Raw genomic sequence first — 26,241 nt, forward strand, 5'->3', positions numbered from 1 at the left:
CTGTCTCTCCCTTATTTTAAGATGTATTCCTTCATGTATTTCTCAATTGCATCGTGCCAGTCAGCAAACATGAAATCGGAAGTAAGCTTAAGCATATAGTTCTCAAGAATTGAATATGCCGGTCTCGGTGCAGCCTGAGGATTCTTCTGAGCGTACTCAGCACTTGTAACATGATTAACATGTGTGCTCTTTCCGGCGATGCGGAAAATCTCCTCTGTGAAATCAGCCCAGTTGGTATCTCCTTCACAGGTACCATGGAAAAGACCGTAGTTCTCTGTTTCAAGAAGGAAATGAATCGCTCTTGCAAGCTCGTAGGTGCTTGTAGGTGTTCCAAGCTGATCGCATACAACGCTTACTTCATCAAGCTTCTCAGAAAGCCCCATCATAGTCTTAACAAAATTCTTACCATCACCGTAAAGCCATGCTGTTCTGATGGTGAAATATCTGCTTGCGAATTTCTCAACAAACTGCTCTCCGGCAAGCTTGGTAATACCATACTTGCTGACAGGGCCCGTCTGATCAAACTCTGTATAAGGACGTGTTCCGTTTCCCGCAAAAACATAATCGGTTGAAACATGCACAAGCTTTGCACCAACTTCACTTGATGCTATAGCAAGGTTTCTGGGACCGATGGCATTGATCTTATATGCCAGATCAACATCCTTCTCCTGTGCATCAACAGCAGTATATGCAGCGCAGTTGATAATAGCGTAGGGCTTTACCTCTCTTACGAGACCTGCAACCTTATCAACATTTGTGATGTCAAGGGGAGTTATACCCTCGCCTTCAAATACATCAGTATTTACCAGCTCATACTCTCCTGACTTACCAAGCTCAAGATTTATGGCTCTTCCTAACTGTCCATTACAACCTGTAACTATAAGCTTTTTCATATCTTACCCTTTCGATTCAAACTATACGGACGACAAAGCTGCCGTCCGTCAAATTTCAAAAATATTATTCTCCAAGACCACTCTCTATAGCAGCTACAAGAGCATCAAGTGCTTCCTGCTCATCAGGGCCTTCACATTTGAATTCAAGCTCATCTCCACACTTAATACAAGCTCCAAGTACACTAAGCACACTCTTTGCATTAGCAGAGTTGGGACCATACATAAATGTGATATGCGATTTGTAGTTCATCGCGACTTTACATAAATTCCCGGCAGGTCTAAGGTGCAGACCTGTAGGGTTCTTAATAACAACTTTTCTAGTAACCATAGTATAACCTTTTATAATCAGAGCATTACATTCTGTATAAGCTCAGCCAGTTTCTTTGCTTCTTCTTCAATTATCTTCTGATCCTTGCCCTCGATCATTACGCGGACAAGGGGTTCTGTGCCTGACGGTCTGATGAGAACTCTTCCGTCTCCGGCAAATTTCATCTCAAGAGCATCGATTGCATCTGCAATTTCAGGATACTCCATGTAGTGATCCTTCTTATGTGTAGGCACAGTAGCATTGTAAAGTGCCTGAGGCATAACCTCCATGACAGATGCAAGCTGTGAAAGCTTCTTGCCTGTATCCTTCATAACCTTAAGCAGGTGAAGGGCAGAGAGAAGTCCGTCTCCTGTAGTATTATCATCAAGGAAAATGATATGTCCTGACTGCTCACCGCCAAGGTTCGCACCAATCTCTTTCATTCTCTCAAGAACATATCTGTCTCCAACCTTAGTCTTCTCAATAGTGATGCCTTCGCGCTCACCCATCTTGAAAAATCCCAGGTTACTCATTACTGTAGCAACCACAGTATTATTCCTGAGCTCGCCGTTATCCTTCATGTGCTTTCCGATGATAGCCATAATCTCATCACCGTCGACCATCTTACCGTTTTCATCAACAGCAAGGAATCTGTCAGCGTCACCGTCAAAAGCAAGACCGATGTCAGCCTTTTCTGTAACTACGCGGCCCATAAGCTCTTCCATGTGAGTGGAACCACAGTTGGCATTGATGTTGGTTCCGTCGGGATTGGTGTGAATAGCGATAACATCAGCTCCTGTCTGTCTCAAGGTCTCAACAGAAGTATATGAGCTGGCGCCTTCAGCACAGTCCATTACAATCTTAAAGCCGTCGAGGTGAACATCAACACAGTGAAGGTTGTGATTTATATACTCTTCTTTTGCATCGGGACGGTTCTTGATCTTACCAATGCCTGCTCCTGTAGGCATCTTAACGCCTTCCATATTGTTGCGGATAAGCTCTTCAATCTCATCCTCCATGGCATCGGGAAGCTTAAAGCCCTGTCCGTCAAAGAATTTGATACCGTTGAATTCCATAGGGTTATGTGATGCTGAGATAACAACACCTGCATCTACCCTGTACTTCTTGGTAAGATAAGCAACTGCGGGAGTCGGAAGAACTCCTACGTTAACTACGTTAGCTCCTACTGAGCATGCGCCTGCCATAAGTGCTGCAGCAAGCATATCACCTGACAATCTTGTATCGCATCCAACCATAATAGTGGGTTTATGCTTATTCTCCTTAGACAGAACATAAGCTCCTGCCTGTCCAAGCTGCATAGCAAGAAGTGGTGTAAGCTCATCATTAGCTACGCCTCTTACTCCATCTGTACCAAATAATCTAGACATACTACCTCCAAAAATTACTCTTCTTTAGTCAATCTGACTGTTACTTCCGCAGAATCACTTGTGGTCACACCACCGGGCAGTGAAAGTGCAATAGTCGCACTATACTCTCCGGACAGATCATCCTGATCCTCTGCGTCATCTGTGAGACTTGAAACATCTATTGTTCCTGTAACCTCAGAGGCTCTTGTTCCTCTGATTGTTGCCTCAAGTCCTTTTATCTTGATTTTAAAGCTCTCAGTTTCATCTGATACTATCTCTGCCTGATAGCCTTCAGGAACATTCATAAGCTCTACCTGACCAAAAGGTATCTCGAGCTCATTTTCAAGGGTTGCTTCGATATGTGCAACAACTGTAGCTATTCCGTTGAAGTCCTCATCACCAAATGATACGTTGCCGGGCAGATATCCGGACAGATCTATGGTAGCTGTAAGGTCTCCTGTAAGTCCTGTAATATCAAGTGATGTATCTGCTACAATGATTTCTTCAATCTTGTTAAGCACCGACTGTCTGCCTGCAAGGAGAACTGATTCCGGATTGGCTTCAACTTCTCCTGTAGCAGCATAACCATCAGCTGCAACTCCTGAAACCTGATAAATTACAGGTACTCTCTTTGTAGCAAGGATAGTTACATTAACACCTACCGATGTACTGCTGAGCTTCAGATTATCCTTCGGAATCTCCTCACCGTCTGCATCATAAAGATGAATCTCGGCATTGGTTCCGATGTTGGTGGTATAACCAGTAACCTCTACATTAACCGATGCTGTGGCAACACTTCCAACTACAGATTCTGCTCCCGTGATTCTGATCTGGTTCTGATCAGTAACAACATCTCCAATTATATACCCATCAGTCAAGCTACCCGTTGTAGCCGCAGAAAGAGCTATTGTCTTTGAAGCGCGATTCTCTATATTCAGAAGCACCTTATCGCTGCTTCCGGCAATGCTCTGTATCTGATTGCTGTACTTATTGGTGGAGAGCTGAATCTGAACTTCATAAGCACCGTCGACACTTTTGGTCTCCTCAAGATCCGCAACAGCCACAATATTATCTCTGTTAAGTGAATCAACAATTGACCTTGGAGCATAAACAGTAACGGTAGATAGAAGATCGGAATCCTCAAGTATCTCGTACACCTTGTTTTCATCGGTAATGCTGTTGGCATTCCGTAGCTGTACGGATATATTACTGAATCTGACCGAATCTACCGGATCATTGATATTTGTAACCAGGAACCAAAGTAAAGCGGCAAAGAGCAGCGAAGCAATCTTTAGGCCCCAGTTGGCTGTCAAATTGAACTTCTTCATTTCGCCTTTCCTTTCCCCTTTTTGCCCGGCATTATCTTTTTCTTTTTATCCTTTTTACCATCAGCTGCCTTATTCTGAATCTGTCTGAGTCTCTCTTTGAGAGCATCACTATCGAGAGCTCTCTCAAGCTCACCCATATAAGCCACGCTGATCTTACCTGTCTCCTCAGAAACTATGATAGTCAGGGAATCTGTAACCTCAGATACGCCAACGCCTGCACGGTGTCTTGTTCCAAGCTCTTTTCCCAATTCCATATTGTCTGAAAGCGGAAGGTAACATGTGGCTGATGTGATCCTGTCGCCCCTTATGATAACTGCACCATCATGAAGCGGTGTGTTATGCTCAAAAATATTGATAAGGAGCTGACTTGTAACTATGCCATCCACATCAATACCTGTGCGCTCATATTCACTAAGTGATGAAAGCTGCTCTATAACAATAAGGGCACCTGTTCTGACCTTGGCCATCTCAACGCATGCTCTTACTATCTCATTTATGGTCTTGTCCGAAAACCTGCCTTCTTCAGTTGCTTCTGAAAAATTGAACAGTCCGTGGAAAAAATTTCTCCTTCCGATTCCTTCAAGTGCTTTTCGCAGCTCAGGCTGCAGGATAACAACCATGGCTGTTACGGCAATTCCGAATACATTCTGTACGATCCACAAAATAGTGGTCATATTGAAGGCTGCCGCAATAACGATAAACACAATAATAACTACGACCCCTTTTAGAAGGGACCATAGTCTCGTTGTTTTCGCCCAAACCAAAATATGATAGATCAGGAAAGCTATGATCAACATCTCAATGACGTCGAGAGCTCTCACTGTCGGCATATGCAAGCTGGTCAGATTATTTTCAAGGAAAAATCCTATCTGTTGCATTTAAATTCACTCGCCTCTGTCTCTACCTCTGTAATCACGACTAACATTTGACTGGTTAATCTTTTTTACCTGCGGAGCCGGAGTTGAAACCGAAACCTTCGGAACCGCTTTTACATAATAATAATATTCATCATCCTCAAACTGGACTTTCTCAATTCTGGTGTAGTCCAGATTAAATGCAAAGAACTGAATAACAAAAAGTATAAGCACTGCGATTATGGACTTAAGTATAATGCCAAGGAATGAAAGCTCTGTAGTATAGATAAGATCAGCTATAAGAAGAGCAATCACATCTGTGATGGCACCTGCGATGATGGCAATTGTCCAGGAATAATCGACAGACATTCTTCTGATAATGTAAACAACCGCAAGGGTAAGTGCAAAGCATGCCACATACATCCACATCTGCTTATTGGCAAGAAGCTCGGATATGATAGCCTGGAACTGAGTAGCCTTGGCCTCCATATCAGATGCAGTAAGCGCAGTTGCATTCCCCGAAAAGTATGAAATCATAAAAGCTACGATTACACCAAATGACATGGAAATAATGGATACGGGTGATCCGAGAAGTCCAAGAGCTATGGGCATCACATAGGGAAGTCCCAAATAAAAAGCCATTGGTGTAAGCATTACTGCGAGAGTGTCCTTCGGTGAAAATCTGAAATACAGAAGGAACATCATAAGAAAAACAATAAGTGCCACTACCGCACAGGGAAGTGAAAGCTTATATAAATGTGCAAGTATAAAGCCTGTTGACAACAAAACCATGAAATTCGACGGCATTATTGAACACAACAAAGAAGCCATCAAAAGAATTGGCAGCTTCATGAGACTAGTCTGATATCCGATCTTATTGCCTATCATTGTGAAGGCCATCAGTGCAAGGAAAAACTTCCAGACATAGGTAATATAGATTTCAAATTTTATGTAGAAACTCTTGATATATTCTCGTAGTTCAAGTAAAGACGTCATTTTATTATTCCTTTTCGTACATTCTTCCTAATTTTTTGAGGCAGCCGTAATATGCCCTCATGCTTCCACGCATCTTACGATACCGGATGGAATATATGATGAACGAAATCACTGAATATATAACTACAAGAGCAATGTAGTACACAAGATATTTCTTGGCTGTAGCCATAATGTCCGTGTTATAAATATCCTGTAATACATCAGAAAAATGATACATCACATAGGCAGCGACCAGTATCAGATATACAATAGTGGCACTCAAGATTGATTTAAGTACCTGAAATCCAACATAGTCGCTGCGAAAGTATGTATTTATTGCGTTATTCTTTTTCCCCTCATGCTGCTGATATGCAGCCATCCTGGTCATCAGGATCACTCGCTCCTCGTTTAGCATAATCTCCTCACGTCTTCAGGAACTTCATTCCTGAGGTTGAATCAGAAGGCTTCTGCTTCTTGGCAAGTTCTGCTGCCAAAGCCTGCTGACGCTGCTGAACCGTAGCATTCAGTGCATTGGTAACAGTAGCCTTGCACTTCGCGCAAAGTCTTCCTGTCTGAATCCTTGCTCCACAGTTCTCACAGGTAATCTGAATGGGTGAATTCTCTGTAAACATGAGTCTCTCTTCAAGAATCCACTTCTTAAGCTGTTTTGTAGCAACTTCGCAATCTTCAGAAATCTGCTTAAGGCCGCTTCCGGGATTTTCTTCGATGTACTTCTTAACTTCCTGGAATTTCTCCTCGATCTCTTTCTTGCAGACATCACATATCACTTCGCCTGCAATGTAATTGAACATCTTACCGCATCTGGCACAATTCTTGATATTACTCATATTAACCTCCTACTGTGGTGATTATATAATTACACAACCTGGCCTATCGCAAGTGTTACAAAATAGATCCGTTCGACACCCATTCGTCGGAACTCTTTTGCTACAGCATCGATGGTACTGCCTGTTGTATAAATGTCATCAATAAGGATAATACACTTAAATTTTACATCATTTCTTCTTATATTAAAAGCTTTTTTCAAATTGGAACGGCGTCCCTGCTGGTCCAAAAGCTTCATGGGGACTGTGTTTCTGGTCCTAATTATAACATTTTCATAAACTGGTACATTGCATGCTTTGCCAATCGCCTTTGCAAGAACTGCCGCCTGATTGTATCCTCTTTTTCTCATCTTGGCAGCATACATCGGTATCGGAATTATGGCATCCGGGTTAATGGCTTTTATGGTACTGCCAAGATACTTCTTTGCTTTCTCTGCATAGAAATCCGCATACTCCCTTCTGCCTGCATATTTAAACCTGTATATTGAACCCGAAACAGATCTGTATCTGAAAATCGAATAACCTCTGTCAAAACAGTGGGTAGTCTTTACACAATCATCGCAAAACTCCCCGGTCTTATCCTTTATGGGCTTACCGCATTTCATGCAGGTGGTTCTGCCAACGGGCCTTATCTTCTTTTCACATCTCTCATGAATCAGCTTCTCGCCGCGGCGAAGTACATCATCGCACACGGGACATCTTCTGGGATACAGCAGCGAAACAACAAAATCTGCTGCTTTATTCATGTATCTTCATCGCCTCCTCGATTCTGGTCCGCAGCCCTGTATATCTCTTTAGCTGCTCTTCGTTATCTATCATCTCCTGAACAGTGCTGTCACTTCCAAGTACCACCACGCAGCTCCTTGCACGGGTCACTGCAGTATAGAGAAGATTCCTGTTAAGCAGCATCCTGGGGCCTCCAAGGAGCGGCAGAATAACAGCCGGGTACTCAGATCCTTGGGATTTATGGATTGTGATGGCGTATGCAAGCTCCAGCTCGTCAAGCTCAGAAAAAGGATAGGTTACGCATCTTCCCTCATCGAACTCAACTGTCAGCTCACGCATAGGGTTATTGATCTCTTTAATAAATCCCATATCGCCGTTAAAAACACCCATACCGCTGTCCGTAGGAATGCCGTATTTTCCAAGCACTTCCCACTCTGCCTGATAGTTGTTTTTTATCTGCATTACCTTGTCGCCTTCTCTGAAAAGGCGCTCACCGTAGGTGTACTCTCTCTTTTTGTCATCAACAGGATTAAGGTATTTCTGCAGAACAACGTTCAGTGTTTCCGCACCAAGTGAACCTCTCTTCATGGGCGTAAGCACCTGAATATCCCCGCTTGTGGCATTCACATAGCCCGGCAGCTTTTTCTGGATCAGCTCAAGCATGTGCTTGTATATGACATCCGCATTATCTCTTTTTAGGAAAAAGAAATCCTTACTCTTATTGTCCATTGTGATATGCTCGCCCTTTTTAATGTGGTGAGCATTCATTACAATATCGCTCTCCTTGGCCTGTCTGAATATCTTCTGAAGTATAAGCGTAGGAAAAGCTCCTGTGGAAATAATGTCCGACAGCACCTGTCCGGGTCCCACACTTGGAAGCTGGGAGCTGTCGCCCACAAGGATAAGATGAGTCCCGGGAATTACTGCCTTTAAAAGCGCATTAAAAAGATGCATGTCAACCATAGACATCTCATCAATTATGATTGCATCCGCTTCAAGGGGATTCTCCGCATTTTTATCAAAATGAATCCTGTCTCTGCTCTTTTCTCCGTTGTCGTCAGATGCAGGCATTCCGCCCACTCCCAAAAGTCTGTGTATAGTCTGGGCTTCATACCCTGTAGCTTCTGTCATGCGCTTTGCGGCTCTTCCTGTGGGAGCTGCCAGAAGAATATCCATCTGCTCCTGAGCATAATACTGAATAATTGTATTTATTGTGGTGGTCTTTCCTGTTCCAGGGCCTCCCGTTATGATAACAACGCCGTTTTTGGCACTAGCCATAACAGCTTTTCTTTGAAGTTCATCAAGCTCTATGCCTCTGTCCTTCTCGATAGACTTTATCCTTTTTATCAAAGCAGCATCATCTGATGTGACTTCACTTGTAAGATCAAGATTAAGACCTGAAAGCATGGCAGCTATGGACTGCTCCTCATAATAATATGTGGATGCATATACCGCATCATCCCTTAGCACAAGCTTTCTCTCAACCATAAGGTTGTCTATCTGGGTATCGATCAGATCCTCTTCCACCTTAAGAAGCTCCTTGCTTTTACTAAGAAGCATTTTTCTTGGAAGATAACTGTTTCCGTCGGAAGCAGCTTCAAGAAGCGTATAAAGAATACCGCTCCTTACACGATAATCCGAATCTACACTGATTCCCACTCTTGATGCGATCTCATCTGCTGTTTTAAATCCGACGCCTTCGATATCATCTGCCAGTCTGTAGGGATTCTCCTTCATAATCCTATAGACCTGATTGCCGTATTTATCAAAAATCTTCACCGACAAAGTATTGGAGATTCCGTAGCCTGCAAGGAAAACCATGGCTTCGCGCATGTCTCTTTTATCTGCCAGCTGAATTGCAATATCTCTTGCCTTCCTCTCGCTGATACCCTTAATTTCAGCAAGTCTCTCAGGCTCGTCTTCTATTATTCTGAAGGTATCGGCGCCAAACTTTTTCACGATACGTCTTGCCATTGTCTCTCCGATACCCTTGATCGCACCTGAGCCAAGGTATCTCTCTATTGACTCTGCATCATCCGGCACAGATACTTCGTAAGAGCTTACTTTTATCTGCTCTCCATATACAGGATGCTCTGTAAGCTCACCCTCTATCTCGAGGGTATCACCTGTATCCACATCCAAAAATGTGCCGACACAGGTAATCTCCTCACCATCCGAGATAAATACCATTACCCCATAGCCATTCTCGCTGTTCCTGTATATAAAATGGTCTATATATCCTTTTATTTTTTCCATACTTTCTTCCCTGAAAATTTATCCTGTAACATAAAACGAGCTGCCACTTTTTCTAAAAAACATGGCAGCCCGTGGATTATCTTTGAAATGAATTATAAATTGTAATTCCTCTTCATATTCTCATACAACATCTGTGCAAGGCCCGTGCTCTGCTTGTCTGACTGAAGTGAAGATACTTCCTGAATGGTCACATCCTTAAAGTAGTCTACAAGCGTGCCCATTGAACCGGACTCATCCTTGCTGAATACCTTTGCTGTCTTTTCATACCCCTTATAGATCTGCTCCATAAAATATGCTTCAAACTGCTTACAGGCATCCATAAGTTCCTTGTCAGCCTGAGCCTTGTCCTCATCGGTCTTGATCGTTCTGATCCTGGAAGCTGCTGAATTGACTTTATCAACCTGAGCCTGACCGCTGGCATATTGTGATATTCCCGACAGATTCATTGAATTCATGTCTAATGCCATATCATCATCCCCTTAGATTATCTCTTGAGCTGGTTAGCTGTCTGCATCATCTCGTTAGTAGTTGTGATTGCAGTTGAATTCATTTCATATGCTCTTTGTGCAACGATAAGATTAACCATCTCGGTAGCAACGTTTACGTTTGATCCTTCAAGGTATCCCTGAACGATAACACTTCTTCTGATTCCCTGGGTGGTTGCCTCCGGAAGAGGATCACCACTGGCGGGTGTTACTGAGAAGCTGGTGTCACCTGTTCTCTCAAGACCTTCCGCATTTCTGAACTGGAACAGAGCTATCTGTCCAACATCCACACGCTCCTGATTGGCATCAAGATAATATAATGCACCTTCCTGATCGCAGGTGATATCTGTTGCCTTTACGGTCTCATCTGTTACAACAATAGGACCGCCGTCTATTCCAAGAACCGGATTACCTTCTGAAGTTGTAAGCTCCAATGTATTCTGCTCTGTAAGAGCCCAAACGAAATTACCGTTTCTGGTATATCTCGTATTTGCTTCGTTGATATTCTGAGCATCTACGGAATATGCAAAAAATCCGTCACCCTGAATTGCGAATGCAGAGCTTGAATCATTATCCTGCAAACTGCCCTGTGTGAAAAATGAATTGATAGATGATACTCGTACACCAAGACCTACATCTGAATTAACCGGAGATCCTGTATTCTGAACTGTCTTTGTCTTAAGCTCCTGGTAAAGAAGTGACTTAAACTTTGCACTCTGTGCCTTATAACCTGCCGAATTAACATTCGCCAGATTGTTGGCTATAGTATCAACATTTGTCTGCTGCGCATTCATTCCTGATGCAGCTGTCCATAAGCTTCTTACCATATCGTTGCCTCCTAGTTCGTGTATACCCTCAAAAAAACACGCACCTTACCGTTTATTATTTCGTCACATTATTCTGAAATCTTTAGCCTTTATCCATTAATTTTTCCAAGCTGTGTAACAGCAATATTAAGGGTATCATCTTCAGCCTGCATCACTTTGGAATTAGTCTCATAATTCCTTTGAATCGAAATAATGCTAACCATCTCATCAACAACGCTGATATTAGATTTTTCCAAAAATCCCTGATTAACGGTAGCATTAGCCTCGGCTGCTGTGAGGCTCACCACCTGCGCAGGACCGTCGCCTATAATAAAGGCATTATCCTGGTATCTCTGCAAAAATTGGGGATTATCAAATCTTGCAACCTGAATAGTAGTGATGGTATTTCCGTTCTGAGAAATATTACCATCCTGCAATATTGTAGTTTCTTGTGTTGGATCAACCTGAATGGGATTGTTGTTGACATCCAGGACATTGTTACCCTCACTGGTGACCAAATAGCCATCCTGTGTAAGGGTGAACGTTCCGTCTCTGGTATATTTGATAAGTGCTTCTCCCTGAGTAAAGTCAGATGCATAGGAAGTAGCAAAAAAGGCATTTCCTCCGGCTCCCATATTATCATTAACGTCAGCCGAATTCTTATCAGGGAGATTATTATTAATCGCCAGGTCAAAGGTATTGCCTGTGGATTCGAGGCCTCCCTGTTCAAAGTTAGTATATGATCCGGCAAGCTTAACACCGGGATTTATAAGGCCGAGTCTACGCGCGGTCCAGGGCGCATCAGTATAATCCTTGATCTTAAGTCCTAAAAGATCACGGAAAGACCTACTGACTGAGCGTTCCTCCTTGAAACCTGTAGAATTCGCATTTGCAAGGTTGTTCGTCTGGATGTCCATGCGATTCTGCTCGTTAACCATACCTGTATACGCCGTGTACAGCCCTTTTACCATATACTCTTACCCCTATTAAATTATTTTTTAGGTAGTTCTGCTCTCGCTAAGTGTTCAGTTTTCTCTGTAACCAGCAAGGAACTCAACATATCTGCCGGTGCCGATGGCAACTGCTGTCATGGGATCCTCTGCAGTTACAGTGTTGATGCCTGTCTTGGAAGCGATAAGGTCATCAAGTCCTCTAAGAAGACTTCCGCCACCTGTAAGCACAATACCTCTATCTGCAATATCAGCAGCAAGTTCCGGAGGAGTCTTCTCCAAAACGCTGTGAATAGCTTCTACGATCTGAGCTGTTGTCTCTCTGAGAGCTTCCTCTGTCTCTTCTGAAGATACCTTAACAGTCTTGGGAAGACCTGTTACAAGGTTACGTCCTCTTACATCGAGATAGTCTGCCTCTGCTCTGGGATATGCTGCACCAATCTTAATCTTGATATCCTCGGCTGTTCTCTCACCGATAAGAAGATTGTGCTTCTTACGCATATAGCGAACAATAGCTTCATCAAAATCATCACCGGCGATCTTAACTGAAGTACTTACAACAGTTCCGCCAAGTGAAATAACAGCGATATCAGATGTACCGCCACCTATATCTACGATCATGTTGCCGCAGGGCTTTGTAATATCAATACCTGCGCCGATAGCTGCCGCAATAGGCTCCTCAATGATACGAACATCTCTGGCACCTGCCATAAGAGTCGCATCCTCAACCGCCTTACGCTCTACTTCTGTAACTCCACTGGGTACACATACAGCGATAAGAGGCTTTCTGAAGGTTCTGTGTCCGATAGCCTTGGTGATGAAATACTTCATCATCTGCTCTGTTACTTTATAATCTGAAATAACGCCCTGTCTGAGCGGTCTAACTGCAACAATATTACCGGGTGTACGACCAAGCATAAGTCTTGCGTCTTCGCCGATAGCCTTAATCTTCTCAGTGTCTCTGTCATAAGCTACAACTGAGGGCTCTTTAAGCACAACACCCTTTCCACGGATATATACAAGAATGCTGGCTGTTCCTAAATCGATTCCTATATCTGTATACTGCATTTACTCTATTACCCCTTTCTAAAGGTCAAAAGCGCATAATCGCTCACATTAACTGTCATCAAACCATAATTCAATGCAATTATAAACCAAAGGGCAATATTTTGAAATACCAAACACAAAAAAATCATATTAAGGCTAAACTACCTCATAGAGAGTATCGACAACTCTTTATAAAAACTTTATACTTTATATGATATTTTTTTAATCCTTTTCCAGCATTCTTTTGATGTATGCCCCGGTATAGGATTCCTTGCACTTCGCAACCTTCTCCGGAGTTCCGCAGGTAACCACGGTTCCGCCTCCGGATCCGCCTTCAGGTCCCATATCGATGATGTAATCACCGGTCTTAATAACATCCAGGTTGTGTTCGATGACAACCACAGTGTTGCCTGCATCTACAAGATCGTGGAGAATCTTAACCAGCTTCTGGACATCAGCAAAATGAAGTCCTGTTGTGGGCTCATCGAGAATATAAATAGTCTTACCGGTGCTGGCCCTTGAAAGCTCTGTTGCAAGCTTGATTCTCTGCGCCTCACCACCTGAGAGTTCAGTAGAGGGCTGACCAAGCTTTACATAACCAAGACCCACATCATAGAGTGTCTTTATCTTGCGCTTGATGGTCTTAATATTTTCAAAGAAAGGAAGCGCTTCTTCTACTGTCATATCAAGGACATCATAGATGCTCTTTCCCTTATATTTAACCTCAAGAGTCTCCCTGTTATATCTCTTGCCTCCGCAGACCTCGCAGGGTACATAAACATCAGGAAGGAAGTGCATCTCTATTTTGATGATACCGTCACCGCCGCAGGCTTCGCAGCGTCCGCCCTTTACATTGAAGGAGAATCTGCCCTTCTTATATCCTCTTGCCTTGGCATCGGGAGTTCCTGCAAAAAGATCTCTTATCATGTCAAAGACACCGGTGTAGGTAGCAGGGTTAGACCTCGGTGTTCTTCCTATAGGAGACTGGTCAATAGCTATAACCTTATCAAGCTGATCTATACCATCAATACCCTTGTGCTTGCCGGGGATACATCTTGCTCTGTTAAGATCCCTTTCAAGATGCTTATAGAGAATCTCATTTACAAGAGAACTCTTACCGGATCCTGAAACACCTGTAACTATGGTAAGTACTCCCAAAGGGAACTTTACATCGATATTCTTAAGGTTGTTTTCCTGGGCACCCTTTACAGTAAGCCAACCAGTGGGCTTCCTTCTGGTACCCGGAACCTCTATTTTCAAATTACCTGAGAGATACTTGCCTGTTATGGACTCAGGGACCTTCATAATATCCTCTGCCGTACCAACAGCAACGATCTCACCGCCATGGGAACCCGCTCCCGGTCCCACGTCTACAATGTAGTCAGCGGCACGCATGGTATCTTCATCATGCTCAACCACAATAAGTGTGTTTCCAAGATCTCGCAGATTCTTAAGTGTATTAAGAAGCTTGTCGTTATCTCTCTGATGAAGACCGATACTTGGCTCATCCAGGATATAGCATACTCCGCAAAGTCCCGATCCGATCTGAGTAGCCAGACGAATTCTCTGAGCTTCACCACCTGAAAGAGTTCCTGTAGCTCTGGACAGAGACAGGTAATCCAGACCTACATCTATAAGGAAACCAACTCTTGCTCTTATCTCTTTAAGAACCTGGGCACCAATCATCTCCTGCTGCTTTGTAAGAGATAGATTCTGAAGATAATCACTGAGTTCACCTATGGACATGGAAGTGATCTCAAAAATATTCTTATCGTCAATGGTAACCGCCAGAGATTCGGGCTTAAGTCTCTGACCCTTACAAACAGCACAGGGAGTTATTCGCATGTACTGTTCATACTCTGCCTTTTGCTGCTCGGAATAGGTCTCGCGATATCGCTGCTCGACATTTTTTACAAGTCCGTCGAAGGTTATGGGATATTTACCCTCACCTCTCTGACCCTTATATTCAACGGTAACCTCTCTGTCGGCGCCGTTTATCAGCATATCCTGAACCTTGGCAGAGAGCTTTTCAAAAGGAGTATCAAGCTTAAACTTATATTCCTTGGCAAGAGCCCTCAGGATAGCATTGGTAAAGCTTCCTTCCTTCGAAGAAGATGCCCAGCCAGTCACCTGAAAGCACCCTTCATTAATAGAAAGACTCTTATCAGGGATCATGAGGTCAGCGTCAAATTCCATCTTGTAGCCAAGACCTGTACACTCAGGGCAAGCGCCAAAGGGATTATTGAAGGAAAAACTTCTGGGTGCTATCTCCGGAATACTTATTCCGCAATCAGGGCAGGCAAAATTCTGGCTAAAGCTCATGGTCTTGCCATCTATTACATCAACATCAAGAAGCCCCTCTGCAAGATTCAAAGCACTCTCAATTGAATCCGTAAGTCTGCCTCTCATCTCATCTGGATTATCTCTTATGATAAGTCTGTCCACGATGATCTCTATGCTGTGCTTAATATTTTTATCAAGCTTGATCTCTTCCGAAAGGTCGTACTGGCTACCATCAACACGTACACGTACAAAACCCGCGCGCTTAGCTCTGTCAAAAACCTTGGCATGTTCACCCTTCCTGCCACGGACAACCGGTGCAAGAACCTGGAACTTGGTTCCTTCAGGAAGAGAGAGAATCTGATCTGCCATTTCATCAACGGTCTGTCTTCTGATCTCACGACCACAATTAGGACAATGAGGTATACCTATACGGGCATATAAAAGTCTGAAATGATCATAGATCTCCGTTACTGTTCCCACTGTGGATCTGGGGTTCCTGTTGGTGGATTTCTGATCGATGGAGATCGTGGGAGATAGTCCGTCAATCTTCTCAACATCAGGTTTATCCATCTGTCCAAGGAACATTCTTGCGTATGAAGACAGTGACTCCATATATCTGCGTTGTCCCTCAGCGAAAATAGTATCAAAGGCAAGGGATGATTTTCCCGAGCCCGAAAGACCTGTAAAAACAGTAAGAGTCTCCCTTGGAATATTTACATCAACGTGCTTTAAGTTGTGCTCATTGGCGCCTCTTACCCTGATATAGTCATGGATATCCGTAGGTAAAATACGCTTGGATGAGGTGTTTTCTTTTGTCATGTGTGAATTATCTTCTCTCATAATGCTCCTTATGGCATCTCATTTAGCCTGAAAATTCTGTAAGTTCCGATTGGGCGTCATTTTCCGCCTGTAAGCTCAAGTAAGTTCTTCTTAAGATCAATCATCTGATCACGCAACATTGCTGCTGACTCGAAGTCCAGCTCAGCGGCTGCCTTCTTCATCTTCTTCTGAACTTCTCCAATAAGCTTCTCCAGCTCATCTCTGTTCATGGACTCAGGATCCTTCTCAAACTGTACCTCCTGTTTTGCAACAGCTTTGCTGATACTGATAAGATCTCTGACTGCCTTCTTAATAGTCTGAGGTGTGATACCATGCTCATCATTGTACTGCTGCTGAATCTTCCTTCTGCGCTCTGTGATCTCTATGGCGTTCTTCATGGAGTCCGTCATATTGTCCGCATACATTATAACGCGGCCTTCAGCATTTCTCGCAGCTCGTCCGATGGTCTGAATAAGTGACGTCTCAGAACGAAGGAAGCCCTCCTTGTCGGCATCGATTATGGCAACAAGTGAGATCTCAGGAATATCAAGTCCCTCCCTCAGAAGGTTGATTCCCACAAGAACATCAAAAACATCAAGTCTCATATCCCTGATGATCTCTGCTCTCTGAAGAGTATCTATATCGGAGTGCATATACTTTACTCTGATTCCTGTCTCTGCCAGGTACTCAGTAAGATCCTCAGCCATCTTCTTGGTAAGCGTCGTAACAAGAACCTTGTTCTTCTTATCAGTCTCTTTATTGATCTCCGTAATAAGATCATCGATCTGACCTTCCACAGGTCGTACCGAAATCTCAGGATCAAGAAGTCCCGTAGGTCTTATTACCTGCTCTGCTCTAAGAAGCTCGTGCTCCTCCTCGTAAGGGCCGGGCGTCGCAGAACAGAAAAGCATCTGATCTATACGTGACTCAAATTCTTCAAAATTAAGAGGTCTGTTATCTAAGGCTGACGGAAGTCTGAAGCCATAATCCACCAGCGTATTCTTACGGGATCTGTCTCCGTGGAACATAGCACCTATCTGCGGAATCGTCATGTGGGACTCATCCACTATAATAAGGAACTCTCCGTCAAAGAAATCCATAAGCGTAAGAGGCGTTGCTCCGGGCTCCATGAAATTCAGATGTCTTGAATAGTTCTCAATACCGGAGCAGAAGCCTGTCTCTCTTAGCATCTCCACATCAAAATTAGTGCGCTCCGCAATACGCTGAGCCTCTATAAGCTTATCCTCGCTCTTGAAAAATCTGACACGTTCCTCAAGCTCAGCTTCTATATTCTTGCAGGCAAGATTGATCTTCTCCTGAGGCACAACATAGTGTGACGCAGGATAGATCATTACGTGAGAAAGTTCTTTTTTTACAACTCCCGTTACAGGCTCTATCTCGCAGATTCTGTCTATCTCGTCGCCAAAAAGCTCTATTCTGATCAGATAGTCATCTGCCTGAGCAGGGAAAACTTCTATGGTATCTCCGCGAACCCTGAAATTACATCTGTTTATATCAAGATCATTCCTGTCATACTGAATAGCCACCAGGTCTCTGATAATATCGTCCCTGCTTTTCTCCATACCGGGACGCAGCGAAATAGACATACCCTTGAATTCCTCGGGGCTACCAAGACCATATATGCAGGAAACACTGGCTACAACTATGACATCCTTCCTCTCGGTAAGGGATGCCGTAGCAGACAGTCTAAGCTTATCGATCTCATCATTTATGGAAGAATCCTTGGCTATATAAGTGTCCGTCTGAGGAACGTAAGCTTCAGGCTGATAGTAGTCATAGTAGGATACAAAATACTCAACTGCATTCTCAGGGAAAAATTCCTTGAACTCACCGTAAAGCTGTCCTGCCAGAGTCTTATTATGGCTGATAACAAGCGTAGGCTTATTAAGTGCCTGAATTACATTAGCCATGGCAAAGGTCTTACCCGAACCGGTAACACCCTGCAGGGTCTCAAACTGATTACCGCTTTTAAATCCATCCACCAGTGCTTTAATAGCCTGAGGCTGGTCGCCTGTAGGTTTGTAATCTGAACGTAATTTAAAGTCCATATTTATAAAAGCTCCCTATTATGCAATGCAAAAATCATCAAAAGCCTTAAACCACGCACATTTCCATACTTCTAAGCAAGTTTTGACTGCGCGGCATACTACCTATAGTTTACTATTTAGCGAAGCTAATGTCCACTGATTTTAGAACATTCGTTCTATTCCGCACCAGGTCTGTTTTCTCATACTAATAAAGATTTCTATTACAAATTCTGCCTGATTTCTAAAAATCTATCGTATCGCAGGTCTTTACTATATCCAGGAAAAGCCACGGTTTTTCAGGCATTTTCCCATCTTCAGACTTCTTTCCAAACAAAATCCCGGCTTCACCCATTATCTTATCACTGTTCCATATAAGTCTCCCAAGAAGCACACTGATAATTCCATATATCGCACTGATTTTCCCCATAAAAAACATAAGGATAAACACAGCTGACAAAACAAATAATATAAAGCCCACAATTAGCCCTGCCGCTATAAAGCGCTTCCTTTTTGCAGCATTCTTTTCACATGAAAGAAGCGCAGCCTTAACCTCTCTACAGCTACAATATCTTGCACTCTTCCTTACATCGGTACATCTTTCTATGACCTTCTTCAGCTCATCAACAATAAACCCATCCATGCGATCTTCCTTTATAACCGCATCAAGGGTTCTCCCAAGAAGATAAATATCTGTCTGCATGCTCTCACTAACAAGACCGCCGTACTGTTCAGGAGCCGCATATCCTTTTGTACCTGCACCGTTTGCCGAATCTGCAACATCGCCGTCATTATAGCCACTAAGAATTCTTGCAGTTCCAAAATCAATTAAACAGATTTCACCGGACTGCCCTAGCATCACGTTAGATGGCTTTAGATCAAGATAAAGCACCCTTGGAAAGCCCTCGTGAAGGCTGGTCAGAATATCACACAGAGCCGTTCCAAGCTCTATGGTTTTCTTAGCATCAAGCTCCTTTTTTCCAAAGGTTCTGCCCTTAATATATTCCATCACATAGAAGGAATCGCCCTTTCCAAGGAGCCTTGGAACACCCTTTACGCCTTTGTCTTTTAGCGCCTCCAAAATACGCATCTCACCAAGGAGTTGTCTTTTTGCCTCGAATAGAGCATCCCCTCTTTTAGAATCCGTAAGCATTTTTACTGCAACAGCCCTGCCATCAGCCACGCTTCTCCCAGCGTACACTTTGCTCATCCCGCCTTTTCCAATGCATTCATCCATTATGTAGTTTTTGCCGTCATAAGTAGTAATTTTCATTTTCATCTGATGCACAGCGCCGCAGCACTGCGAGGTCTCTCCTCTCCCTTCCCAATAAGGCTCCGGGACATAAAGCCCAGCGCATATTCCATATATTCACTGTCCACACACATCTGAGGGCTCAGGTTCCCAATAATCTCTCTGTCAGATAATCTCTCTGAATATGAGTCCGTAGAAATCAGAATAGTGCAACCTTCCGTAAGTCTTCCTTTTAGTCCAAATGCCTCTTTATGAAAATATCCATCTCCGGGCCTATCAATTATTTTCTTATTCCTTACTCCAATTTTTGCAATTTGCCTGCCGCAATTACTCAGGATAAAATAATCGGCTCCGCGAAAGAACATAATGCTCAGCTTATTTTTTGAAGAAAGCCTCTTATCGAAAAATAACTCTTTGCAGCTATCATATAAATCCGAAGGCTCGACCTCCTCGAAGATCTCTTCTAATGTTCTTATAACGTGGTCACTTAGCTTTGCTCCCCTCCTGTTTTTAGAAAAAGGAGTACAAAGAGCCATCATAACAACACTTTCTTCGCCCACGCGCCTTCCTTTTATCATAAGGCCGTCAGAATTCTCAGCATACGCACCATGCTCACGGACTACCGCAGCATAATAATTCATACTAATTTCCTTTCAAAACTAATTGAAAAATATTCAGCGAATCACCGAACTGAAAAACCAAGAATAAAGATATGCGAATGAATATACACAAAAATTATCCGGTTGTAAATACCCTTTGGAAAAACTACAATAAACTCGAGATTTATTCCTCACTTAATAACAAGGAGAAAATTTATGAAAAAAGCACTTGCCGTACTTTTATGTACAACTCTTACAGCTGCATCCTTAAGCGGCTGTGGTATGATTGGGAAACTTACCGGTTCATCTAATGATACGGACGCAGAATCAGAAGGATCTAATTTTATAAATAAGATCAAGGATGGTCTGTCTGAGGAGTCAGGAGAAACAGCGGAGGAGTCTGCAGAAACAGTTACAGAAGAGCCTGAATCTGAAACAGAAACATCAACTGATACAGAAGCGGAGGATCAGCAGAATAAAGATACCGCAGATGATACTGCAGCAGATGAAAACGATACAGCTTCTGAGTCTAAGCCCAAAACACCTACCTACAAAATAGCCAAAAAGTATTTTACATACACATACGATGGTGATCTTAAATTCAGTAATCCGGAAAACGACTACGCTAACGGTGTTCTCATCACTGCTCAAGATGCCTTTGTAGTCATGGATGACAATTGCAAAAATGATTATCCGGAGCTTTACAATGCACTTAAGGAAAGAGCTCAGGTAAAATCAAGTTCAGGCTTTGATGACTGGGCAGCTGAAGCTAAAGGCCAATACGAGGACGCCATTCAAAATGATTACTCCTTCTTTGGCCCCTGGACCATGACGCAGGATTACTATTTGACAAGATCCGACGAGACAGTTCTTAGCATTTACGATTATTCCAGCGATTACCAGGGCGGCGCCCATGGAATGTACGGTGCTGTCGGTATAAACTACGACGTGCAGACAGGAAAAGAACTCACACTGAGTGATGTTGTGCAATATTCCAAGGAAGAACTTGATAAAATTATTAAAGAAAAGCTCTATGAACTTCCTGATACAAACGATGGATACTGGGAGCTTGATGAAACATTGGCAAAATACAAACTTGATGCTTCTGATTCAAATGATGGGTATAACTACAAGTGGTATCTTAGCAACGATGGGCTTCATATAATTTTCAATCCTTATGAAATCGCTGCCTATGCATACGGCATGATAGAGGTTTCCATAGGCTATAACGAGTATGACGGTCTCATAAATGAAAAGTTCATGCCGGAGGAAGGTCGCGGATACATATCCCACTCTGACATCGGTCTCTACAATGCAAAATGGGCAGGTGACATAAAGGTGCGACACCTGGAATTCGAAGGCACAGAAGACAATGAATACGGCGATTATGCCGAGAGTCTTTCACTTGTTGATGGAGATAAAAAGGTCACTGTTCCCGCAAGCTTTGAAGTGGACTACGACAGCATCGTCACCTACAATGTTAAAACAGATGACGGAAAAGAATATATCTATGTTACAGTCCCTGACTACAATGACTATTATGCTCTTTTCGTATTTGATGTTTCAGGAAACGAATTCAAGGCTGCTGAGCCGGAGTACTTCCACTATGCAGGAGAGGATTACGGCAACGATTACTTCGCAGAAGCCCTCTTATCCGATCCCGACAACATGCCCTTTGCCATTGTTTCAGACTGCTTTGGAACAATGAACATCTACAACAGCTACAAGGTTGGTGATGACGGAAGGCCGATACCTACAGAGCCTGTCTACACTGTTGGTTCCTACTGCTCTCCGAATGCCAAGTCAAACTCATACATAAAGGGCGACATCGTGGATGAAGACGGAAACGTCATCATTGCCGACGAAATCATAAAAAGCGGCGAAACCTTCGAGCCTATAAAAACCGACAACAAGAGCTATGTGGACTGCAGACTTGGAGATGGCAGAATCGTCCGCCTTACACTTACGTCAGCATCTTATCCTGTTTCAATCCGGGAAGGTGAGCTTGAAAAGGTATTTGATAACATAGTTTATGCAGGCTAAAAGCCGGGTTCAGGCCATTTACCCTGACAATTAAATCTCGTAACATGGAAAAACTCCGATGCTTCAATCGATGAAACACCGGAGTTTTTATTTGGAGTCTTTGTATTAGGAATACTTATTTAACTTCGTCTGTTGAGCCGTCCTTGTGAACAACCTCAAGCTTGCATCCAAGACCGAATGCTGCTACAGCGCCTGCAATAAGTGCCCAGGGAGCAGCTGCAAGACCAAGAACGCCACCAATAATACCAACATTTACAGGAACGCTGAGAACGATTTCATCATCCTTGCGAATCTGGATTCTGTCAACGTTTCCTTCCTCAACTGTCTTCTTAAGCTTATCGATGAGCCCCTTAATGTCCTCGCCGATATCCTTTGTGTCAGGCTGAATGAGCTTAATTGCTTCATCAACATTTCCTTCGGTTCTCTCAAGCGCATCCTTAGCAACCTTGTACTCAACGCCTGTAAGCTCCATTACCTTTTCGATTGCCTCTAATGTAATCATTCTTTTCTCCTCTCTGCAAAGCATCGTCTTTGCAAACAAAATTTTTTCAAATCCATTAACCATAATTGGTTTTCTTATGATTGTATTATATGACAACTCTGGTGTATGTTATACATATAATAGAGCAAATAATTTAAATTTATTTTACTTATTTTGAAAAATAGCTCAGAGGTGTCATCATGGATGAACAGACTTTGATAAGAAAAATGTCCAGAGTGGGCGTACTTGGCAACATTGTACTGGCCGCATTTAAGCTGATCGCAGGCATTCTTGGAAAATCCGGGGCCATGGTATCAGATGCTGTACACTCACTCTCCGACGTTCTGGCAACCATAATCGCATATATCGGTGTAAAGCTGGCAGGCCAGGAGGAGGATGCGGAGCACCCTTACGGCCATGAGAGATTCGAGTGCGTGGCATCACTTATATTGGGGCTTATCCTTGCAGGAACAGGTCTTGGCATAGGTTATAACGGTGTCAAAATGCTGCTTTTTGAAAAGTCAGCAATCGAAGTGCCAACCATACTGCCGCTTATTGCAGCCATAGTATCAATCGCAGTAAAAGAGGGAATGTTCTGGTATACAATGCACTACGCCAGAATTCTTGACTCTCCTGCTTTCAAGGCAGATGCCTGGCACCACCGCTCAGATGCGTTATCATCAGTTGGTTCCTTTATCGGTATAGGTCTTGCAAGACTTGGTTTTCCCTTCATGGATCCAATCGCAAGTATACTTATATGCGCTCTGATTCTAAAGGTAGCCTACGACATCTTAAAGGATGCCCTGAATAAAATGCTGGATACATCCTGCGATGCCACATACGAAGGGAAGCTCCGGTCCTTTATTTTGGAACAACCCGGCGTACTTGGAATAGACCTTCTCCATACAAGACAGTTTGGAAATAAGATTTACGTAGACTTAGAGATCACCGTTCAGCGAGATATCACATTGGTTTATGCCCACGCCATTGCAGAGCATGTTCACAGTAATGTAGAGAAAAATTTCCCTAACGTAAAACACATAATGATTCATGTTAATCCTGAACCGGCAAAAGATTAAAAATGCAGCACACATAGCTCCTTGCCATGTGTGCTGCAATTTTATATCATCAGCTCATTTTTGATACGTGCTCGAACTCTTCTGTAATCTTATTATCAGGTGCAGGAGTGATAAGGCTCACCACCACGATTACGATAAGTGCTACAAGGAAAGCAGGTGCAAGTTCGTAGAGGTCCCATACACCGCCCATGGGACGAACCATGTACTTCCAGATAAATACCATGGCGCCGCCAGCGATCATACCGGCTACTGCGCCGAACTTATTGGTGCGTTTCCAGTAAAGTGACAAAAGCATAATAGGTCCAAACACTGCTCCGAAGCCTGCCCATGCAAAGGATACGATTCCAAATACTGAGCTGCCGGGATTCCATGCAATTACTACGCCAAGAACTGCTACCGCAATAAGTGTTGCTCTTGCTGTAAGCATAGCTGCTGCCTCTGACAGATTGATTCCAAAGGTCTCCTGAATCAGGTTCTCTGATACTGATGATGAAGCTGCTATAAGCTGTGAATCTGCTGTAGACATGGTTGATGCCAGGATTCCTGCAAGAACCATACCTGCAAGAAGTGCAAATATAAATCCGTGTTCACTTATCTGTCTTGCAAGAACTACGATAAGAGTCTCAGCAAGGGATGAGCTTGTGGGATTTTCAGGATCAATGAGGTTTTCAAGAACGCCGCCTGTTGTCATTGCTCTGCCTACTACTCCGAGAACAACAGCGATTCCAAGGGAGAAAACAACCCATACAGATGCGATTCTTCTTGAAAGCTTAAGCTCGCTGGATTTTCTGATAGCCATAAATCTGAGAAGAATGTGCGGCATTCCGAAATATCCAAGGCCCCAGCAGAACATTGTTATCTTATTAAAAATACCATAGGGATTAGCTGCATTTGCCACATTGTCGTGGGTTGCACTCATGTTAAGGAATCCGGGAAGACTCTGTGCATTTGCGATTACATTGCTAGCACCGCCTGCTGTTACAACGCCGTATCCAAGTACGAAGAAAAGTGCAACAGTCATGACTATTGACTGGATAAAGTCAGTCTTGGATGCAGCAAGGAATCCGCCTGTTGTGGTGTAACCAACGATGATTACAGCAGATGCGATCATTGCCAGCTGATAATTGATTCCGAAAAGTGATGAGAACAACTTTCCGCAGGCTGAGAATCCTGAAGCTGTGTAAGGTACGAAGAACACGATAATGAACAGAGCACCGATACAGAGCAGGATATTGTTTTTATCATCAAATCTCTTTTTGAAATAATCAGGTATTGTGATGGCATCAAGCTTCTCTGTGTAGTTACGAAGCCTCTTCGCTGTAAAAAGCCAGTTCAGATATGTACCTGCGATAAGACCAAGGCAGGTCCAACCGGCATCAGCTATTCCGGAAAAATAAGCAAGTCCCGGAACACCCATCAAAAGATAAGAACTCATATCGGAAGCCTCTGCGCTCATAGCTGTAACGAAGGGACCGAGCTTTCTTCCTCCAAGATAGAAATCCTTAACATCATTTGTGGATTTGGAAGCGACGAATCCGACAAGAAGCATGCCTGCCAGATAGACCAGAATCGAGATAATAATTCCTAATTGCGATGTAGACATAATTTCCTCCCCAAAAAACTTTTTTAGTAGTTTACCACAATAAAGTGATGAAGTATAGACCCAAATTTAAAGCCCCGATCATTTCTGAACGGGGCCCATAAAAGTCAATATAATCTTATTTAATCAGCTTATTTGCTACTCTCTTCTCGTTAATACCAAATGTATTGTAGTGCTCAAGGAGCTTTGCAGGATCTGCGCCAAAGGCTTCCTGAAGATCCTTATAATTGGTGTAGTAGTTGTAAGCATTAAAATCTGCTGTGTTGCCACTGAAGGTCTTGAGCGCATTTATCTGTGCTTCCTGCTGTGCCTTAAGAGCAGCTGCAGCGGGATCGGGATTCTGCACATAAACCTCTATGCAGTCGTGATGATCATAGGTAGTTCCATCTTCATCAGTTGAATAAAAATGGAAGAATACATTCTTGGTTGTCTCATCGGGACCGATATGAAGTCTCACATACTCAGAGCCCTTCTTGAAGGTGCACTCCATATATGTGCCCTTACTGGTATGGTCGCCAATGTAATAAGTATAGTCGGTATTAGCTCTTACCCAGACATCCTTATAGGTTCCGGCATCCATCTTGAAAACTGTTTCGCCAAAATCAAAATAATCAGGAATCTCACTGTAAGCAAGTGCCGTATTGCTTGTCAGAGCAAAAAGAAAAAGTGCTGCAGAAAAAGTACATAAAATGCGTTTTACGATTTTTTTCATAAACTCGTCCTTGCCCCGCAGATAGCCAGGGTATTTCCTTTCTTATAAATGTAGTAGGCAGTTATTACATCTCTATTATAGCTTTGGCATAATGCTTATGCACATTAAATTTTCATGAACTACCTCCACCGACTCTGCGTCGGAAGAGGTTTCTGTTATGCCGCAGAGCGGCATGAACCTTTGGGATGCTTAACGCATCCCAAAGAACAGGGCATGTCCACTATGCCCCTATCCCATTGGGTTACCTTTGGGAATACTTTTCTTAAGATATTTGCAGCTCCGTTTATGTCTGCATTTGTTATTGTCCCATCGTAGTGCCTGTAGAGTCCACGCTTTATCCTTTTTCCCGAAAAAACATAGTCAGCCTTACTTCCCTTTTTATACACAGGGATCTCATCCATCGCAAGGAAATCCGCTTTGGATGTATAGCTCTCTTCCGTAAGCGCAAACCTTATCCCGTATTCAGCAAGCTTATATCTCAGCATATCT

General features: G+C 43.2%; 24 protein-coding genes. 2 read left to right on the forward strand and 22 right to left on the reverse strand.

Going from position 1 to position 26,241, the window contains the following annotated elements; genetic code table 11:
- Positions 1 to 11 precede the first annotated feature (11 nt).
- The 18 genes from rfbD to G603_RS0117985 form a co-directional block, all read right to left on the reverse strand.
- A complete protein-coding gene (gene rfbD / locus G603_RS0117900; protein ID WP_026523360.1) occupies positions 12 to 893 on the reverse strand; it encodes a dTDP-4-dehydrorhamnose reductase in 882 nt (293 codons plus the stop codon).
- A 64-nt stretch (positions 894 to 957) separates the two neighbouring features.
- Positions 958 to 1,221, reverse strand: a complete 264-nt coding sequence (locus G603_RS0117905; RefSeq protein ID WP_026523359.1) for an HPr family phosphocarrier protein — start codon at positions 1,219 to 1,221, stop codon at positions 958 to 960.
- A gap of 17 nt (positions 1,222 to 1,238) precedes the next feature.
- A complete protein-coding gene (gene glmM / locus G603_RS0117910; RefSeq protein WP_026523358.1) occupies positions 1,239 to 2,588 on the reverse strand; it encodes a phosphoglucosamine mutase in 1,350 nt (449 codons plus the stop codon).
- A 14-nt stretch (positions 2,589 to 2,602) separates the two neighbouring features.
- Entirely contained in the window at positions 2,603 to 3,895 is a 1,293-nt protein-coding gene (locus G603_RS0117915) for a CdaR family protein (protein ID WP_026671041.1), read from the reverse strand.
- On the reverse strand, positions 3,892 to 4,773 hold the full coding sequence (gene cdaA / locus G603_RS0117920) for a diadenylate cyclase CdaA (protein WP_026523356.1): 882 nt from the start codon (positions 4,771 to 4,773) through the stop codon (positions 3,892 to 3,894). The genes G603_RS0117915 and cdaA overlap by 4 nt, the downstream gene beginning before the upstream one ends.
- A gap of 6 nt (positions 4,774 to 4,779) precedes the next feature.
- Positions 4,780 to 5,745 carry a hypothetical protein gene (locus G603_RS21010; protein ID WP_035793915.1) on the reverse strand — a complete coding sequence of 322 codons (966 nt, stop codon included), beginning with the start codon at positions 5,743 to 5,745 and terminating at the stop codon, positions 4,780 to 4,782.
- A gap of 4 nt (positions 5,746 to 5,749) precedes the next feature.
- Positions 5,750 to 6,139, reverse strand: coding sequence for a hypothetical protein (locus G603_RS0117930; protein WP_026523355.1), 390 nt, complete (start codon positions 6,137 to 6,139; stop codon positions 5,750 to 5,752).
- Between the two features lie 7 nt (positions 6,140 to 6,146).
- Positions 6,147 to 6,572, reverse strand: a complete 426-nt coding sequence (locus tag G603_RS0117935) for a flagellar protein (RefSeq protein WP_026671042.1) — start codon at positions 6,570 to 6,572, stop codon at positions 6,147 to 6,149.
- Between the two features lie 29 nt (positions 6,573 to 6,601).
- Positions 6,602 to 7,315: a ComF family protein gene (locus G603_RS0117940; RefSeq protein WP_026671043.1), complete on the reverse strand. Its 714-nt coding sequence runs from the start codon at positions 7,313 to 7,315 to the stop codon at positions 6,602 to 6,604.
- Positions 7,308 to 9,551, reverse strand: coding sequence for an SF1B family DNA helicase RecD2 (gene recD2, locus G603_RS0117945; protein WP_026671044.1), 2,244 nt, complete (start codon positions 9,549 to 9,551; stop codon positions 7,308 to 7,310). The genes G603_RS0117940 and recD2 overlap by 8 nt, the downstream gene beginning before the upstream one ends.
- Before the next feature lie 92 nt (positions 9,552 to 9,643).
- Positions 9,644 to 10,018, reverse strand: coding sequence for a hypothetical protein (locus G603_RS0117950; protein WP_026523351.1), 375 nt, complete (start codon positions 10,016 to 10,018; stop codon positions 9,644 to 9,646).
- A 17-nt stretch (positions 10,019 to 10,035) separates the two neighbouring features.
- The gene (locus tag G603_RS0117955; protein WP_026523350.1) at positions 10,036 to 10,863 is read right to left on the reverse strand and encodes a flagellar hook-basal body protein; all 828 of its coding nucleotides are present in this window, start codon (positions 10,861 to 10,863) and stop codon (positions 10,036 to 10,038) included.
- 89 nt (positions 10,864 to 10,952) lie between these two features.
- The gene (locus tag G603_RS0117960) at positions 10,953 to 11,813 is read right to left on the reverse strand and encodes a flagellar hook-basal body protein (RefSeq protein WP_026523349.1); all 861 of its coding nucleotides are present in this window, start codon (positions 11,811 to 11,813) and stop codon (positions 10,953 to 10,955) included.
- Between the two features lie 54 nt (positions 11,814 to 11,867).
- Positions 11,868 to 12,860: a rod shape-determining protein gene (locus G603_RS0117965; protein WP_026523348.1), complete on the reverse strand. Its 993-nt coding sequence runs from the start codon at positions 12,858 to 12,860 to the stop codon at positions 11,868 to 11,870.
- Between the two features lie 201 nt (positions 12,861 to 13,061).
- Positions 13,062 to 15,941 (reverse strand): excinuclease ABC subunit UvrA, encoded by a 2,880-nt coding sequence (gene uvrA / locus G603_RS0117970; protein WP_051197495.1) that lies wholly within the window; start codon positions 15,939 to 15,941, stop codon positions 13,062 to 13,064.
- Positions 15,942 to 16,018: 77 nt separating this feature from the next.
- Entirely contained in the window at positions 16,019 to 18,010 is a 1,992-nt protein-coding gene (gene uvrB, locus G603_RS0117975) for an excinuclease ABC subunit UvrB (RefSeq protein ID WP_026523346.1), read from the reverse strand.
- A gap of 220 nt (positions 18,011 to 18,230) precedes the next feature.
- Positions 18,231 to 19,265: a serine/threonine protein kinase gene (locus tag G603_RS0117980; protein ID WP_026671045.1), complete on the reverse strand. Its 1,035-nt coding sequence runs from the start codon at positions 19,263 to 19,265 to the stop codon at positions 18,231 to 18,233.
- A complete protein-coding gene (locus G603_RS0117985; RefSeq protein ID WP_026671046.1) occupies positions 19,262 to 19,879 on the reverse strand; it encodes a hypothetical protein in 618 nt (205 codons plus the stop codon). The genes G603_RS0117980 and G603_RS0117985 overlap by 4 nt, the downstream gene beginning before the upstream one ends.
- Before the next feature lie 174 nt (positions 19,880 to 20,053).
- Here G603_RS0117985 and G603_RS0117990 point away from each other — a divergent pair, with 174 nt between their 5' ends.
- Positions 20,054 to 21,880 (forward strand): DUF3298 and DUF4163 domain-containing protein, encoded by a 1,827-nt coding sequence (locus G603_RS0117990; protein ID WP_026671047.1) that lies wholly within the window; start codon positions 20,054 to 20,056, stop codon positions 21,878 to 21,880.
- 115 nt (positions 21,881 to 21,995) lie between these two features.
- On the opposite strand, the gene G603_RS21015 is transcribed toward G603_RS0117990, so the two are convergent.
- The gene (locus G603_RS21015) at positions 21,996 to 22,382 is read right to left on the reverse strand and encodes a DUF4342 domain-containing protein (RefSeq protein ID WP_196808101.1); all 387 of its coding nucleotides are present in this window, start codon (positions 22,380 to 22,382) and stop codon (positions 21,996 to 21,998) included.
- A 179-nt stretch (positions 22,383 to 22,561) separates the two neighbouring features.
- Between G603_RS21015 and G603_RS0118000 the strand changes: the two genes are divergently transcribed.
- Complete coding sequence (locus tag G603_RS0118000) at positions 22,562 to 23,440, forward strand: cation diffusion facilitator family transporter (RefSeq protein ID WP_026671048.1); 879 nt, start codon at positions 22,562 to 22,564, stop codon at positions 23,438 to 23,440.
- A gap of 49 nt (positions 23,441 to 23,489) precedes the next feature.
- On the opposite strand, the gene G603_RS0118005 is transcribed toward G603_RS0118000, so the two are convergent.
- The 3 genes from G603_RS0118005 to G603_RS21020 form a co-directional block, all read right to left on the reverse strand.
- A complete protein-coding gene (locus G603_RS0118005; RefSeq protein WP_026671049.1) occupies positions 23,490 to 25,043 on the reverse strand; it encodes a sodium/proline symporter in 1,554 nt (517 codons plus the stop codon).
- 115 nt (positions 25,044 to 25,158) lie between these two features.
- Complete coding sequence (locus tag G603_RS0118010; RefSeq protein WP_026523341.1) at positions 25,159 to 25,752, reverse strand: hypothetical protein; 594 nt, start codon at positions 25,750 to 25,752, stop codon at positions 25,159 to 25,161.
- 155 nt (positions 25,753 to 25,907) lie between these two features.
- Positions 25,908 to 26,241 (reverse strand): transposase (locus tag G603_RS21020; RefSeq protein WP_242834907.1); only part of this gene is annotated, 334 nt, incomplete at its 5' end.

It is taken from the genome of Butyrivibrio sp. AE3006 (genome assembly GCF_000424165.1).
Taxonomy (GTDB): Bacteria; Bacillota; Clostridia; order Lachnospirales; family Lachnospiraceae; genus Butyrivibrio.